Source organism: Pokkaliibacter plantistimulans (assembly GCF_003194385.1).
GTDB lineage: Bacteria > Pseudomonadota > Gammaproteobacteria > Pseudomonadales > Balneatricaceae > Pokkaliibacter > Pokkaliibacter plantistimulans.
On record NZ_LAPT01000054.1, the window covers coordinates 1 to 16,140 of the forward strand.

Here is a 16,140-nt window from a genome sequence, read left to right on the forward strand (position 1 = left end):
TTTGAGCCTGTTTTTGACGCAGTATTCGGCAACGCAGATAGATTTTCAACGACCTGTTAGGTAGTCACGGAGTGATCGCTACAGATTAATCAGGCTAGTCATGTTCAAGACGGCAGCAATACAGAGTGAATGCTGCGAGCTGGTCCTCACTCAGGCTTGAGCTGCCCATCCCCATTTCTGGCAGGTGCCAACAACGATCAGGAGGAGCTGTATGGACTACCGAACGTATATCTTCGTCTTGATGCAACTCTGCCTGCTGCTCACCATCATCATCGCCTCATTACGTCTGACGCTGCCGCGAACAGTCAAAGGCACCGGAACCTGGGCATTGGCCTGTCTGGCCTTTATCTTTACCGCCGTGACGTTACTGTCACTACCTGACGTCTCTCCCGTCCTGCTGTTGCTGTTCGCCAATACAGCCTATCTGGCCACCGTCATCCTGCAGGTGCATGCCATTCGGCGCCACCTGCTGCACCGTTTTCCATCCTGGCAGCAGTGTGTCAGCCAGATCATGACCAGCTTTATTCCTGTTGCCGCCCTGACGCTGGTGTTTCCTAATCAGCCCGCTCGCGTGGCCATGCTGATGATACTGACCATAGGTTATTACGCGCTGGCCGTACGCTGTCTGCTGGCGGATGGAAGGGCTCGCAAGGCACTCGGAGGGCGCATTATTCTGGCGGCATTCATCGGTGCGATCGGGATTGCTGCGGTCAGAATGTGGGCTGAACTCATCAGCTTGCTGACGCCTGCAGGTAATGTGGCAGATACCAGCTGGTTTCGTGAGCCATACATCATGGCTTTCAGCGGCTCTGTGGTGTGCAGCAGCCTCGGTTTTATGCTGTTATCGACAGATAAACTGCGGATCATGTATGAGCGTCTGGCAGTTCACGACCCCCTGACCGGCCTGCTCAGTCGTCGGGGGTTGGTAGAAATGTCTGAGTTTGAGCTATTGCGGCAGCAGCAACATGGGCAGGTCATCGCTGCAGTGATCTGCCGTATTGAGCATTTCGATGAGCTGGGTTTTCGCTACGGTAATGGTGCTGCCGAGGCGGCGCTGGTGACCCTGGCACAGACTATCCGACAACACACCCATGAGACGGACCTGGCCGGTCGATATGGGCATTGTGAACTCATCATGTTGTTCCCGGCAGGGCTGGACGATGCGCAGTACAAGATCCAGCAAATTCAGACAGACATTCAGAACATATGGATTGAAGCCAGGGCGCTGCGCTTTCAGTTCGCTATCAGCACCGCCATGGAAGCCTTGCAGCCCGGTGTGCAGGTGTTTGAGCATGTACATCAGCGATTATTAGCCCGCCTTCAGCCTGAGCCTGTGCACGAGAATGCAGTATTGGTGAGTATCAAGGCGAACGGTGAAGCGGACACGGTGAGAGTGGAGCAGGTGCTTCGAGACTAAGCCTGCAAAATGTCTTCACCCATGCTTTGCGCGGGCCAGTGTACATAGGTAAAAGCGCATGGATAAGAGTGAGAATAAATCTATGGAAGAAAGTTGGATCGACAGTATCGAGGCATTGCGGAGCCACTATGCAATGCCTTCTGAGATGGTAAAGAAAAAGCAGCTGGATAAGCTGGACTCCTATGCCAGTCAGTTTATTGTATTGTGTCCTTTTGCCCTGCTGGCGACGACGGATAGCAATGGTGGGGTAGACTGTTCACCCAGAGGTGATAGTCCCGGATTTATGCAGATTTTGAATGAGCGGCAGTTACTGTTGCCGGATCGCCCCGGTAACAACCGCCTCGATAGTCTGGAGAACGTCATCCGCTGCTCCGCTGTCGGCTTGCTGTTACTGATTCCGGGTTTTGCCGAGTGCTTACGGATTAACGGCCATGCCCGTATCTCGGTAGTGCCAGCGCTGCTGGAAAGATGTGCTCATGAGGGCAAGCCACCGCGCTCGGTGATAGTTATCGATGTAGCGGAGGTATATTTCCACTGCTCTAAAGCCATTACACGCTCGGCATTGTGGTCAGCTGAGTCGCAAGTGCCCAGAGAGGTCATGCCCTCACTGGGGCGAATCTTGATGGCGCAAACGGCACCCGGCACCGCCGAGTCTGAGATACAGCAGATCGAGTCACAGATTGCGGAGCGAGTGCGGACGCAGCTTTATTGAACGGGACGGACTGAGGAGTACGCCGCCCGTCCACCAAGCACTACAGTGCGGGTTGCCACACTTTCTGCGGCAGGAGGTAGACGCCGGCGGAGGCCCGGCTGCCTTCGCCCACGATATGCCCGATGCCTGTTGTCATGACAGCAAGGGTCACGTCGAAGGCATTGAGGCTATCTCCTTCACCTGCAGTCAGGTTGGCCATGGCGCCATTGGCAATCAGGTAGACCTTATGGCCAGAGGGCAGGGTATACCCCTCAACCAATGGCAATGCAGTCTCATGCGGGCAGGCATCGAGGGCTTCGTGCTCAATTTCATCCTGTCGGTGGCCTGAGTTGAGCAAGAAGCAGCCGTCTTTCAGTTGCTGTAAAACAGACCAGGGCAAAACGTGATGTGCACCTGTCGCCGTGCAGATGACATCGGCCAGAGGGGCGAGCTCTTCTACGCTACCCGTTAACCAGCCGTCATAGGCAGCCTGTACGCGCCGCGCCGGATCGGCTTCAGCCACCATGATCTGACCGCCATAAGCTCGGGCACTGTCAGCCAGGCCTTGGCCAACAGTGCCGTAACCGACAATCAGTACTTTCTTCTCGTGCAGGCTCAGTCGTGTGGTATTAAAGAATGCATGCCAGGTGGTCAGTCCGACCATGTGGCGGTTGTGCAAACCTTCTTTGACCGGCAGATCGTCCCAGTTAAAAATCGGATAAGTCGGCAGTATGCCTTGCAGACGGTTAACTCCTGATCCTGTTGCCTCAAGACTGGCAATGATATTCGGCACCTGTCGTTGCTGTTGCTGAATCTCATAAGTGAAGTCCGCCCCCATTTCACTCAGATGGGTCGGCTCCCAAGCCAGTGCTTGCTGAATGGCGGCCTGATAGGCGCTCATCGGCATATCTTTCCAGGCGTTCACTTCTGCGCCGCAGTCGCGCATTGCATCCACTACGTCATTACGAACCGTCGTCGGGTTGCAGGTGGTGATGTAGAGCTCTGCACCTTTTTCTCGCAACCCCTCTACCAATGGCAACATCTTGATATCCAGATGCATGCTCATGGCCATCCGTACACCATGAAGATCAGGAAGCTGTTGCAGAGCGCGTTGTGTGCGTGGCATCTGTAAACGCGACCAGGCTGCCAAGCGTAAAAATGAGTCTGACATGTTCAAATGTCCTGAAACAAATTGACTAAGCGGTCAGATTAGCGGTTGGCGGTGATATGAACAAGGCAAGGAGAGGGGAAGAGCAGTTAATTAACCCGCTCTCACCAGTGGCTCACGCACACGGTGAAGGGCGGACATCGCCTGCTGTTCTTCTGTGCATGGTGTTACAGATGGCCTCGGCCTCAATGAAGTCGTTCTTATTCGTTTTTGGGCAAACGGCCGGATGAACTGTGGAGAAGTGAGCTTGACCTGATGGCTTAATGCACTGATGTGACGGGCCATGCAGTGCGCTCAGGCACAGGGCTCCATGACCGCCGTCGACGCCGTACACGTGCAAAAAAGCGGTTAACTGGGAACGGGAAAACTTCTTACGCAATAAGGTATGCCCCTGCTTATCCTGAACATGAGCATGGAATGAAAGCTTAACGAGATCGATGCCAATGAGTGTAGCGCTTCGCATGATGATTCCCTGCAAAAAGCAAAATACCCTGTCTGCATAGCGCCCGATCTTGGCTAATCTCGCTATTCTGAATTCGTGCTATGTAATCTTGTGGCTTATACGTCGAAACTTACTTACGATTTGCTCTTGTATTAATAGTACATACTAAGTACTGGAGTTTTGTATGCGTGAGCCTTCGACCTATGAGCGGGTGTTGGAAATAGCGGACGAGCTGCTAGCAAAAGGGATCAAGCCAACTCAGCAGACAGTCAGAGAGCATCTTGGCAAAGGAAGTCTAACTACGATCAATAAGGCACTAAATGACTGGTGGCAATTATTAGGAAACAAAGTCGCTGAGCCAGCCATTCCTGATTTGCCTGAACCCTTGGTCAAAAGCGTTCGACAGCTTTGGCAAGACGCCTTGTTTTATTCGAGAGATCAGCTCAGTGCGCGAGCGAAGGAAATTGAGAAGGAGCACCAGCTGCGGCTGCGGCAGCTCGATATAGAGAAAGAGCAATGGCAAGCTCAGCTCAAGTCTATGGAGTCGCGTTTGCAAGGTGTGCTTGAACAGAACGAAACGCTCATTCGTGAAAAGTCACAAGCCCAGCAAAGCCTGAATGATTTAGAGCGTCAATTGATTGCTCAGCAGGGAAGGGTGAAAGACATGGAACGTAACCTAGCGCAGCAGGATATCGTCAGCCAGAGAATGCTCAATGCGGAAATTGATCGGGTCCGTGATTTGACCAGGCAGCTGGAGCGAGCTGAGCGTCAGGCAGATGCATACTATCATTTGTGGCAGTCATCACAGGGTGAAAAGAGTAAGTAACTATGTTAGTAAGGCTGCTTTGCTGAAAAGCACCCTTGTATGATTGAATGAGCGAATCTCACGACCCGCTCATTCATTCTGCAGAATTGTTAGAGGTTCTGCTCGGCATATTCTGCCAGGCGGCTACGTACGACACCTGTTAAGTGAATGTTGGCAGAGCCTTCAAAATTCTTGAAACGCTCAACGACATAGGTCAATCCAGACGTCAGTGCGGTCAGGTAGTTACTGTCGATCTGCGCTAAGTTGCCCAAAGCGATCATCTTACTTCCCTTGCCACAACGGGTCAGAATCGTCTTGAGTTGAGAAGGAGTCAGGTTCTGCGCCTCATCAATCAGTACAATGGCATCCTGAATGCTGCGTCCCCGAATAAAGTTCAGTGACTTAAACTGAATGTTTCCCTTTTCGATGGCGTAGCGAACACTGCTTTGCGGCTGGTCATCCCCCTCATGCATAGCCTCCAGGTTGTCGTGGATGGCACTCAACCATGGTGTCATTTTTTCCTCTTCTGTGCCGGGTAAGAATCCAATATCCTCAGCGACGGGTGGTGTACTGCGCGTTACTACAATTTTATTGAAGCGTTTTTGCTCGATGACCATTTCCAGGCTACAAGCCAGTGCCATCAATGTTTTACCCGATCCTGCGGCCCCGTTGATGATACAAAAATCCAGAGTGGGATCGAGAATGGAGTGCATGGCGAAGGCTTGTGGCAGGTTCAACGGACTGATGCCCCAGCAACTGTGGCTCATCAGTTTTTCGCGGTTGAGATCCAGCAGGGTGATGTAATCTGCCTCAATCTTGATGACCCGTGCCGCAAAATCCTCATCATCATAGAGGTATTCGTTTACGTGCACTTCAGGTAGCAAATCGGCAGATACTTTGTGATAAACATTCTGACCGTCGCGCTGAGTTTGTACCTTTTCGACATTTTTCCAGAAGTCGCCTTCCAGGCGGCGATGGCCTTCTGGCAGTAAGCTGACATCTGTCAGTAGTTGATCTTTCCGATAGTCTTCTACACGGTTGAGACCCGCCCCCAGCGCTTTTAGGCGCATATTAATATCTTTGGTGACGAGGACAACTTCCAGCATCGACAGCGTACTCTGTAAGTGCAGAGCGCAGTTGATAATGCTGTTGTCATGAATCTGACTACCGTTTGGCAGATAGCCTTTACGGTCTGCGAGTTCGTGATCGGGGAAAATCATCAGGCGGCCAAGTTTCTTTTTACCGCTCATCGAGGGTATAGGGATGCCTTTAGTAATCTGGCCTACTTTGGCGTCGCGGACGATATCGTCGATGGCATGTATCGCTATTCGTGCCTCCCTGGATACCAGTTTCTGTCTGTCCTTTATGTCATCTAGCTCCTCCAGCACCGTCATGGGGATGCAAATATCCTGTTCCTCAAAGTTGTACAGGCACTGGGGGTCATGTAGCAGCACGTTGGTGTCCAGTACATATAGACGGGATGCGGCCATAGTAGTATACCTCCTTAAAAATCAATCACTTACCTGGTTCTATATATCTTCTTGGGGAGTGATTGGGGCAAAATGACCTTTACTTTCCATCTGGGACCAATTCATCTCGGCCTCAGACTTACTCGCGGATTCAATCCATTTCCCATACACAGATTGGAGCATCTCTAAATCAGAGTGACCCATCTGCTTTGCAATGTAGGCTAGGTTTCCATGACTGGTTAGGTTCCAACTGGCAAACGTATGTCTGCATTGGTAGAAACGCCGATGTTTCACATTGGCTCGCTTGAGCAGTGTTGTCCAAAGGTGGCCAGTACCGGAGTTCAAATACATGCCCAAATCAGTCTTGCGCTTGGCAATGCATTCAGAGTTGAAAACAGGAAGCACAGATTGCTTCTTGAGGGATTCGCCATTGTGCATGGTGATCTCGATGGGGTTCATATGTGCGTTGAACCGCCTCTGATCGGTGAAGGCAGCGATGGCAGGAGGTTGCAAATCGACGGAGCGAGTTTGGCCCGGTTTCGGGAGTTTGAAGGGGTCTAGAGGGTGGCCTATATGGCGCTTAATGTGGATTGCACAGTTACTTAAGTCTACCGCGTTCCAGCATAGAGCGCGTAACTCTCCAGTTCTTAATCCTGTATAGAACGCCAACGTCGCTAGATTGCGGTGTTGGGATTCGTGGCAAGCGTTGATGATTGCTTGGTACTCCTCGTAGCTGTATGGATCAGCACTCTTCCCTTTGAGGATGCGAAAAGCCTTTAGTTCTTCTGCGAGATTCTCCTTCTGACAATAGTCATTTTTCTCACACCACCTGAGCATCGCCGAGAACGCTGCCATATAGTAGTTAGCTGATGATGGCGCAAATTGCTCTGAAAGTGCAATCCTTAGCGCTTGAATATCTTTCGAAAGCAGCGAGCTGACTAACTTGTCTTTCCCTATGATTTTTATACAGGTTTCCAAACAAAACGGGTAGCGCCTTCCTGTCGATGGGCTGACTTGAGTAGCCGAAGTCATCGTGTGCTTCCAGTAGCGATATGGGGTTGATTGAGCTGTGAGCTATCGGTATTCGCTGAACCAGGGAAATGCGTGTGGTCGAAGGGCTTGTAGCTATCTCATGGTTGTTGCTGACGGAGGAGGTGGATGACCTCCCGACAGCGTTATGTCTTGTAGCTGAAGGTCATTCTTAACTTTTTTCCCTGTATCTCTACACCTCGGCGGAGGCCTGACGGGGCCGGTGGGTACTTACGGCGAGCGTGGTAACGCCAGGATTCAGCGGCAGGCCAGACAGGTGCCCGCGCTGCGGTAAAGCCTCAAGGCCAGTGAGTTGACGGTTGTGCCTGACGTATAGGCGCGGTATCCATCTATTCGTCCCTGAGCACAAGAAAGGGCCACTAACGTGACGAAAAGCCGTTCGGTGGAAAAGTGCGTAATAGTCTAAGGAAGAATGGAACTGCGTATTGTTAGATCAGTTTGGCTACTGCGGTCGGCGGAGGTAAATGCTGGGCTATACGAAAGCTGGCTATCGAATCGATAACCAGCAATTAGACGAGATCAGTATCAGGCAAATGTTGCCCAGATTGGGCAGTGATCCGATGGTTTTTCCATTCCGCGAATATCGTAATCAATACCGGTTTCCTGCAGTCTTGCCATCAGTGCAGGTGTTGCCAGAATGTGATCAATGCGCAGGCCGCGCTTGGGTTCGTCTTCAAAGCCTTTGCTGCGATAGTCAAACCAGCTGTAAAGATCGTCCCTCTCGGGATTGTGCTGGCGCCAGGTGTCCTGTAATCCCCAGCTCATCAGCAATTGATACCATTCACGCTCCTCTGGTTGAAAGCTGGTTTTGCCGGTTTTCAACCAACGTTTGCGATTCACTTCGCCGATACCAATATCGGTATCCTGAGGAGAAATATTGAAGTCGCCCATGACCACTAACTGCTCTGCAGACTGGTGATGGCTGGTCAGGTAATGTTGCAGCTGTGCATAGAACGCGCGTTTGGCAGGGTATTTTACTGGGTGGTCGATGCTTTCTCCCTGAGGGAAATAGCCATTGAGTACGGTGACGTTCATGCCGGTTGCATCGGTAAAGGTGCCGATGATCATGCGCTTCTGACTATCCTCACTGTCATCGGGAAAGCCCTTGAGCAGCATTGTTGGTTCGTTGCGGCACATGAAGGCAACCCCGTAATGACCTTTCTGGCCGTGGTGATATACCCGATAGCCCAAGGCCTCCACCTCGGCCAGAGGGAACTGCTCATCCGCTACTTTTATTTCCTGCAGGCCAATGACGTCGGGTTGGTGTTTGTTGATCAGCTCTTCAAGTTGGTGCAGTCGAGCGCGGATACCGTTGATATTGAAGGAGATGATCTTCATGTTGTGAGTCTCTATCTGATCTACAAGTAGGGGCGAATTCTAGCCTATCAGTCTCGCTTGTTCAGTTACTTTGTTCCCGTGATCACGCCAGTTGTGCTGACTAGGCCGCTTAACGGCAATCGGATTGAAGGTTAGAATTGCGTTCTTTTTTCTGGTTATGCGGGTTGTATGAAATGAGTGGCTTGGTGATTCGCCACATGCTGCAGGACGATATGCAGCAGGTTATTCGGGTGCAGGCGGACTGTTATCAGAATGTAGAGCCAGAAGATCTGGTCGTGTTAGAGAATAAGCGCAGTCAGTCCCCCGGTACCTGCTGGGTTGCTGAAGTGGATGGCAGTGTCGTAGCTTATCTGATCTGCCACCCCTGGGATAAGCATGGGGTGCCAGCTTTGAATGCTGCATTAGATATTGCCAGCAAACCACAGGACGTTTTTTACCTGCATGATCTTGCTGTCAGTGTGCGTGGCCGTGGAAGGGGAATAGCGGATACGCTGGTCAACAAGGCGCTGCAGAAAGCTCGCTCCGATGCATTTCAGTATGCGAGGCTGGTTGCCGTGCAGGGGGCGAGATCTTTTTGGCAGCGCTATGGTTTTGCTACTGAGCCACAGAGTGCGCAGGTGTTGCAGGAAAAGCGTGATCAGTACGGGGATGACGCATTTGTCATGGGGCGGGTAGTAGAGACTCTCCCTGAGGTGTACTGAGAGTATTGTGCTGCCAGTACATCGGACGCTATACAGCGACAGGGTAAGTAAATCCGATAAAGTGCAGAGTATTGAGCAGCCAATGGGCCAATATTGCCATTTCAAGGCTGCCACTGCGTTGATATACCCACGCATATCCCACGCCAGCTACCGTAGCTACTGCTATATAAGACCCACCTCCTCCCGCATGGGCGAGTCCAAACAGGCAGCCGGTTGTTACTATGGCCATTACTTCACCATGTCGCAGGTGACGTAACCTTTCATGCAGCTGATTTTGTACCACTATTCGGAAGAAGCACTCTTCTGCTACACAGGTAAATATCAAATTGATGGCGAGAAACATCATGGCGTAGGGCGGAACAGCGGGTAGCCAGTGTATCAGGCCAACGGTTGCAGCGAGCAACATAGTCAGCGTCAATGTGGTTAACAACGGCAGCCAGGCTTTGACGAGTGCTGTACGCCATTGATTCAGATTTCGTAGCAGTGCGGGTTTAAATGCAAAAAGAATAATCCAGGCGATCCACGGTTTGTCGAAGTTTAGCCACAACGAAAAGAAGGCACTGTCTGGCTTGAGTTGTTGATGTTCGATCACGGCAAGATTGTTGAACCCTGGTAGGACGTGTAAAGAAAGTGCAACGGCTAAAAGACTGAATATCGAGATCAATAAAAGCTGTCTGTAGCGGCTGAACTTAACTGAAAGAATGGCAAGGCCCAGCAGCACCAATAAGGTTGCCACTCCCGTCGTTAATATCGTGTCGCATAGCGATGCTGTACACAAAGCCATCAGGGCCGTCAGGATCATCCAGCGGCGTGGGTGTTGTGGTAGCCAGGCGCAAAGCAAACTGACGGCGAGAAGTAAGTAGTTGACAAGAACCATGGTATGTATCTGGCCACTCTGGTGATTGAATGATGTTGAAAAAGCGCTTAAGTCCTAGCGTTGCACTGAACTCATGCACTGTTGCATCGATAGAAGTGAATTGTTACCGCTACTTGAATCCCCTCCGTAAACCACGCAAGATGTGCTCGATTTTCCTTTAATCAATATCCGAACGGACACGGTGTTTCAGGTTTTAAAGTATGCGTAAATCATCAGTACTGTTGTTATCAGTCCTACTTGCAGGATGCAATTTATTTGGGACAAAGGAAAAAAAGGAAGAGCCCGTCGCTGTCGTTAAGCCAGCGGAGCCTGTTCCGGCTGACGAGGTCAGACTGGTTCTTGCTGGTGACTACAAAACCGTTTACCGCAAGGTGCTGCCTTTCATGCGTGGCTGCGATACTGGCAAGATCAGTCATCTGGATGCGCTGCTGGTAAAAGATGCCAACGGCTTCGGTGAAATCAAGATGAATGACAGCCTGGGTCCTGTTGTGACTGCACGTTTTGAGCAGTACAGCCCCTCCGAAACCCAGTTGAAAGTGAAATTTGCCAGTTTGAGTTGGGAGCCTGTTGCCAAGACCGTTCTGAAATGGGCGGATGGTACCCAGCGTATCTGCCCGAAAAACTTCAAGTAAATTTGGTTCGTCCTTTACCTGCCTTCCACACTAATTTGGCTGATTGTCGATGCTTCACTTTCAGCCAGATGGCGTGGTCGGTTGGTGTAGCGTGATTGCCTTCGAGTGATTGGACGTTTATATAATGGACGTCTCGATGACAGGAGGCGTTTGTTATGCAATGTACCTGGGTACACGAAGCAATACGCAAGATCGAAGCTGACTTTCAGCGTTCTGCAGATACTCACCTTATAAAGCTCGACATCCCCTTCCTCGATAACACACCTCTCTATCTTAAAGACGAAAGTACTCACCCAACGGGTAGTCTCAAACATCGCCTTGCACGCTCGCTGTTTCTGTACGGCTTGTGTAATGGCTGGATTCGCGAAGGCACGACGATCATTGAATCATCAAGCGGTAGCACCGCTATTTCGGAGGCCTATTTTGCGCGCCTTTTAGGCCTGCCGTTCATTGCCGTTATCCCCCAGACAACTGCCAGTAAAAAGATCCGCCAAATTGAATTTTATGGTGGTCAGTGTCATCTGGTGCCCTCGCCATCCATATATGACGAATCGCAGCGTCTGGCCAAAGAGTTGAATGGCCACTACATGGATCAGTTTACTTATGCAGAGCGAGCGACGGACTGGCGAGGCAACAACAACATTGCTGAATCTATATTTCGACAGATGGAGCGTGAGCCTTTTCCTGTACCTGCCTGGGTGGTGATGAGTGCAGGAACAGGCGGTACCTCCGCCACCATTGGCAGGTATCTGCGTTATCAGTGTAAGTCTACGCAGTTGGGTGTCGTTGACCCTGATAACTCGGTTTTTCTGGATTACTACCGCAGTGGCGACCGAACTCTAACCTCTTGCCAGGGTTCACGTATAGAGGGAATTGGTCGTCCACGTGTGGAGCCTTCTTTTGTCGCATCTGTGGTGGATGAAATGTGGCGTATTCCTGATGCGGCCTCTATTGCCACTATTCACTGGCTGGAGCGTGTATTAGGGAGGAAATGTGGCGCAAGTACGGGAGCTAATGTGTACGGCGCATTGCAGTTAATCGCAAGAATGAAAGCTCATGGCGAACAGGGAGCTGTGGTGACTTTAATTTGTGATAGCGGTGATCGATATCTCGACACTTATTATGACGATGACTGGGTGCGTCGTAACGTGGGAGATCTGGAAGTCTATTGTCAGCAACTTGCGCATTTTGTGCGTACAGGGGAGTGGTGAGGTCCATATCTAACACATTGTTTTTATAAGACCCTCGGCTGGCGCAATATAAAACCCTTGCTATATTGAGTTCAGTTATTCCTCCGCGCAGGAGTTGTTCTGCATGCACGAGATTGAAGCTGATCTGATAGGCGCAATGATTCGCCACTCGCCTGGAATATTTTTTCTCAAGAACTGTAACCTCGAATTTGAGCGTGTCAGTCAGAGCTTTCTCGATCTGTTTGGGCTGACAGAGGCACAAGTGCTTGGACGGAAAGCGGAGGACGTGTTCGCGGGGGACCAGCGCCAATATGTGGAGATGGATCGGAAGGTGCTCGATACCGCATCTCCTTTATTCGTCGAAGAGCACTTTCTCCATCCAGTGCAGGGGAGAGATGTTTACCTGCAAACTGAAAAGTTTCCCGTCTATGATAAGCGCCACCGTCTGGTGGGAATATGCTCTGTCAGTCACGAGATTACCGAGCGCAAGATTTTAGAGCAGGCAACCCACGCCATCATTACAGGGGTTTCCCGACGCTACAATCAGGACTTTTTTGAGCAGTTCGTATTAAAAATGCGCGAAGCAATGGAGGCTTCGTATGTGTTTGTTGCTCGCTTGAAACCAGATGGCGAGCATGCAGAAATGATTGTCTTCTGTGGTGAACAGGGACTATTAACACCCATCACCTATCGTCTTGAAGGCACCGCCAGCAGTCATAGTCTGGATAAACAGCTGCAATTGTTAGCTGAAGGCGCATCCAGACTGTTTCCCATGGACAATGAGCTGAGCTCGTTCAAGATCGAAGGTTATATCGGTGCGCCTTTGATTGATCAGCACAATGTCACCATGGGGGTGCTTGGAGCCATGTTCCGCAAGCCCATCACCAATCCTGATTTTTGCTCTACATTGTTCCGTATATTTTCTGATCGCATTGCCTCCGAGATGGAGCGCATGGAAGCAGTGGATGCTCAGGCGATGTTGAATAAGGTATTGGAAGAGCGGGTTATTGCCCGAACACGCGAGCTTGAAGCTGTCAACCAAGAGCTGGAAGCCTTCTCCTATTCGGTGTCTCATGATCTTCGCGCACCGCTGCGCGCACTTGACGGTTACAGCCATGCCTTACTGGAAGACTACGAGCCGCAGCTGGACGACATGGGCAAGCTGTATCTCACACGTTTGAGGCTGGCAGCTCAACAAATGGGCTCTCTGATTGATTCCTTATTGGAGTTGTCCCGAGTTACTCGTACACATTTAAACTGTGCTCAAGTCGATCTGTCTGAAATGGTGCAGGGTATCGTGAATGACTTGAGACTGTCAGCGCCAAACCGGCAAGTTGAAGTCACCATTGAACCTGAACTCTATGTGGATGCTGATCCGAATTTATTGCATTCAGTGATGCAGAATCTTGTTGGCAATGCATGGAAGTACAGCGCCAGGTGTGAGCGAGCTTCTATTCATGTAGGGCAGGAAGCTATCAATGGACGCATGGCCTTCTATGTAAAGGATAATGGCATAGGATTTGACACAACGCAGGCAGCAAGGCTGTTTGTACCTTTTCAACGTCTGCATGACAAAAAGGACTTTGAGGGGACAGGGATTGGCTTGGCTACAGTGTCTCGCATTGTCAAACGCCATGGCGGGAAGATTTGGGTTGATTCGGCGCCGGGGCAGGGCAGTTGTTTTTTCTTTACACTGGCCGACTAATGCATTTAGTCTACACTGTAACTTTTTGTCTTGATTGAGGCTGACTGCAACAGCTGAATTCCAATCGGAGTACTCCATGGAGTGGCAAACCAATGCTGCGTGAAGGAACTATTCTTCTCGTTGAAGATAACCCTGATGACGAACTCCTGACACTCAGGGCGTTCAAGAAAAACGATATCTACAATAAAGTGATCACTGCGCGTGATGGTCAGGAAGCACTGGATTATCTGTTTCGTCAGGGACGTTTTGAGAATCGCCCTATCCATGAAAAACCAGTTTTGGTATTGCTGGATCTCAATTTGCCTGGGGTAAGTGGGCACGAAGTGCTGCGACAGATACGTACCCATGAGGATACGTCGACGTATCCTGTAGTGATGCTGACAACATCGAACGAGTCGCAGGATATTCATACCAGTTACGAACTGGGTGCGAATAGCTTTGTACGTAAACCCGTCGATTTTGAGGACTTCATTGAGTCTGTCGGTAATATTTTGCGTTACTGGTTAAAAATCAATCTTCCTCCAATGGCCATCTGAGATGACTAACAGCCTTAAGTTGTTGCTTGTTGAAGACTCTCTTGACGATGAGTTGTTGCTTACTCGCCATTTGAAAAAAAGTGGTTATGAGTTGATCCTGACCCGAGTCAGCAGTGCCAGCGAGCTTGAGGCTCAGTTGCAAGGTGGCGGCCGGTTTGACTTGGTGATCACTGACCATAGTCTGCCTGGATTTCAGTCCACGGATGTCATTGCCATTACCCGTAGTCATTACCCGGATATGCCTTTGATCGTTGTCTCAGGCAGTATCGGTGAAGAGCTGGCTGTCGAAGCGCTGAAGGCCGGTGCCAATGATTATGTGCTGAAAGAGAATCTTACTCGCCTGGGAGCGTCCATTGAGCGTGAGCTGCGTGAAGTGGCTTCGCATCGTGCTCGTCGGGATGCTGAAGAGCGCCTGCATTACATGGCCTTCCATGATTCTCTTACGGGACTGTTTAATCGTTTTGCTTTTGAGCGTGCACTTGATCAGCTTAGTAAAAGAATTGGCCCAGATGATCGCCATACATTGATTTTTATCGACCTTGATGATTTCAAGGTGGTAAATGATTGCTGCGGGCATCTAGCTGGTGATCAGCTGTTAGTGCAAGTCGCTACTCTGTTCAGTCAGCGATTGCCCGGTAATTTTCAGCTTTGTCGTGTCGGTGGGGATGAATTCACCATACTGATGGAAAACACCACCCTCAATGAAGGGCTGGATTTTGCCAACGACTTACAGGATGAAATCCGGCAGTTCCGCTTCAACTGGCAGAGCAAGATGTTTTCCATTGGCGCTAGCATGGGAGCCGTCGAGATTACGGCAGCCCTTGCTGAAACCAATTCTATTCTGTCTGCGGCAGATATGGCCTGTTACTCAGCAAAAGATGCAGGCCGTGGGCGTGTACATGTGTATGAAGAGCAAGATAGCTCTATCTTGACCATGCGTGAGCAATTGGGATGGGTGCAAATCATTAATGAAGCGATGCAGCAAGATCGCTTTACCGCATACTGGCAGCCTATCGTAAACCTCGGTCAATCCCATGACCGTCCGGCATTTTATGAGTTTCTGATGCGGCTGGAGCATGAGGGAAAACTGATTCCGCCTGGCGTATTCATACCCGCAGCAGAGCGTTATCACCTGATGAATCAGCTCGACCGGCATATGGTGCGGCTATGCTTCCGTCATATAGAGGCTCATCAGCTTAACCGTAATCGATGTATGTATTTCATCAACCTGTCAGGGGCAACGTTGAGTGATGCGCTGTTTCCCGATTACGTTGCTGAGCAGATGATATTGCACAGTATCTCCCCAGAAAATTTGTGTTTTGAGATCACCGAGACGGCTGCCGTGTCTAATTTCCAACAGGCTTGTCAGTTCATTGGACGGTTAAGGGAACTAGGTTGCCACTTTGCTCTGGATGATTTCGGGGCTGGCATGAGTTCATATGGCTATCTCAAGAATCTGCCTGTGGATTTCATCAAGATCGATGGAAGCTTTGTCAGAGATATCTGTGAAGACCCGATGAGCTACGCCATCGTCGAGTCAGTGAACCGCATCTGTCATGTGGCTGGCCTGAAGACCATTGCTGAGTTCGTTGAGAATGAAACGATCTACAATCGTCTCGTCGAAATCGGTGTGGATTATTGTCAGGGTTATGCCATTGCCCACCCTGAGCCTGTGCCTCAGATTAATCTTTTGGCGCCTGCCTCTGAAGCACAACCTGCTCGCTTGATGAGTTAGCGGTGCTGGTCGCCGATTTCTATTGCTTTGATTCAATTAGGCGTCACTTCCCTGATTGCCATTCTGTTGCTTAACGCCTTGGTACTTTAATGCCGTCTATATCCTGTCCCTTGGTGAGTAAAGATAGTTCAGACCTTTGAGCTGCCGCTCTAACAGGTCGTTGAAAATCTATCTGCGTTGCCGAATACCGCGTCAAAAACAGGCTCACAGCCAAAGGCTGAACGTGCTTTAGCACGGCCCCGAAGGGGCGAGCAAAGCGAGTCAAATGCTCATTTAGCTCACTAAACTCCGCTTTTTCGCCTGTTTCTTGTGCCCTCGGGGTATTTCCTTGTCTCGGCGGCCTCGATAACGTTTATCAACAGCCTGCTAAGGCTAAGATCGATT

At 50.4% G+C, this 16,140-nt stretch carries 14 protein-coding genes and 1 pseudogene; 9 read left to right on the forward strand and 6 right to left on the reverse strand.

Annotated features, from left to right (window positions below):
• The first annotated feature begins 211 nt into the window (after window positions 1-211).
• Window positions 212-1,417, forward strand: coding sequence for a diguanylate cyclase domain-containing protein (locus WH50_RS11985; protein ID WP_110187519.1), 1,206 nt, complete (start codon window positions 212-214; stop codon window positions 1,415-1,417).
• Window positions 1,418-1,499: 82 nt separating this feature from the next.
• Complete coding sequence (locus WH50_RS11990; protein WP_165838406.1) at window positions 1,500-2,129, forward strand: pyridoxamine 5'-phosphate oxidase family protein; 630 nt, start codon at window positions 1,500-1,502, stop codon at window positions 2,127-2,129.
• A 40-nt stretch (window positions 2,130-2,169) separates the two neighbouring features.
• Here the strand turns inward: WH50_RS11990 and WH50_RS11995 are convergent, their stop codons facing one another.
• Entirely contained in the window at window positions 2,170-3,279 is a 1,110-nt protein-coding gene (locus WH50_RS11995; protein ID WP_207780280.1) for an adenosylhomocysteinase, read from the reverse strand.
• Window positions 3,280-3,378: 99 nt separating this feature from the next.
• Window positions 3,379-3,739: pseudogene (locus WH50_RS12000) on the reverse strand (IS110 family transposase); the annotation flags it as partial.
• Window positions 3,740-3,902: 163 nt separating this feature from the next.
• Here WH50_RS12000 and WH50_RS12005 point away from each other — a divergent pair.
• Window positions 3,903-4,544, forward strand: coding sequence for a DNA-binding protein (locus WH50_RS12005; protein ID WP_110187521.1), 642 nt, complete (start codon window positions 3,903-3,905; stop codon window positions 4,542-4,544).
• Window positions 4,545-4,633: 89 nt separating this feature from the next.
• On the opposite strand, the gene WH50_RS12010 is transcribed toward WH50_RS12005, so the two are convergent.
• The 3 genes from WH50_RS12010 to xthA all read right to left on the reverse strand — a co-directional run bounded on the left by WH50_RS12010 (window position 4,634) and on the right by xthA (window position 8,380).
• Entirely contained in the window at window positions 4,634-6,013 is a 1,380-nt protein-coding gene (locus WH50_RS12010) for a PhoH family protein (RefSeq protein ID WP_110187522.1), read from the reverse strand.
• A gap of 39 nt (window positions 6,014-6,052) precedes the next feature.
• Window positions 6,053-7,024 carry a site-specific integrase gene (locus tag WH50_RS12015; protein WP_110187523.1) on the reverse strand — a complete coding sequence of 324 codons (972 nt, stop codon included), beginning with the start codon at window positions 7,022-7,024 and terminating at the stop codon, window positions 6,053-6,055.
• Between the two features lie 543 nt (window positions 7,025-7,567).
• Complete coding sequence (gene xthA, locus WH50_RS12020) at window positions 7,568-8,380, reverse strand: exodeoxyribonuclease III (protein ID WP_110187524.1); 813 nt, start codon at window positions 8,378-8,380, stop codon at window positions 7,568-7,570.
• 173 nt (window positions 8,381-8,553) lie between these two features.
• On the opposite strand from xthA, the gene WH50_RS12025 reads away from it, so the two are divergent.
• Window positions 8,554-9,081, forward strand: coding sequence for a GNAT family N-acetyltransferase (locus WH50_RS12025; RefSeq protein WP_104154145.1), 528 nt, complete (start codon window positions 8,554-8,556; stop codon window positions 9,079-9,081).
• 28 nt (window positions 9,082-9,109) lie between these two features.
• On the opposite strand, the gene WH50_RS12030 is transcribed toward WH50_RS12025, so the two are convergent.
• Window positions 9,110-9,958, reverse strand: a complete 849-nt coding sequence (locus WH50_RS12030) for a CPBP family intramembrane glutamic endopeptidase (protein ID WP_110187525.1) — start codon at window positions 9,956-9,958, stop codon at window positions 9,110-9,112.
• Between the two features lie 200 nt (window positions 9,959-10,158).
• On the opposite strand from WH50_RS12030, the gene WH50_RS26635 reads away from it, so the two are divergent.
• The 5 genes from WH50_RS26635 (at window position 10,159) to WH50_RS12055 (ending at window position 15,756) form a co-directional block, all read left to right on the forward strand.
• Window positions 10,159-10,590, forward strand: a complete 432-nt coding sequence (locus WH50_RS26635) for a hypothetical protein (RefSeq protein WP_110187526.1) — start codon at window positions 10,159-10,161, stop codon at window positions 10,588-10,590.
• A gap of 155 nt (window positions 10,591-10,745) precedes the next feature.
• Window positions 10,746-11,801: a PLP-dependent cysteine synthase family protein gene (locus WH50_RS12040; RefSeq protein ID WP_110187527.1), complete on the forward strand. Its 1,056-nt coding sequence runs from the start codon at window positions 10,746-10,748 to the stop codon at window positions 11,799-11,801.
• A gap of 103 nt (window positions 11,802-11,904) precedes the next feature.
• Complete coding sequence (locus WH50_RS12045; protein ID WP_110187528.1) at window positions 11,905-13,485, forward strand: sensor histidine kinase; 1,581 nt, start codon at window positions 11,905-11,907, stop codon at window positions 13,483-13,485.
• A gap of 92 nt (window positions 13,486-13,577) precedes the next feature.
• Complete coding sequence (locus WH50_RS12050) at window positions 13,578-14,021, forward strand: response regulator (protein WP_110187529.1); 444 nt, start codon at window positions 13,578-13,580, stop codon at window positions 14,019-14,021.
• A 1-nt stretch (window position 14,022) separates the two neighbouring features.
• Window positions 14,023-15,756 carry a GGDEF domain-containing response regulator gene (locus WH50_RS12055; protein WP_110187530.1) on the forward strand — a complete coding sequence of 578 codons (1,734 nt, stop codon included), beginning with the start codon at window positions 14,023-14,025 and terminating at the stop codon, window positions 15,754-15,756.
• Window positions 15,757-16,140 lie beyond the last annotated feature (384 nt).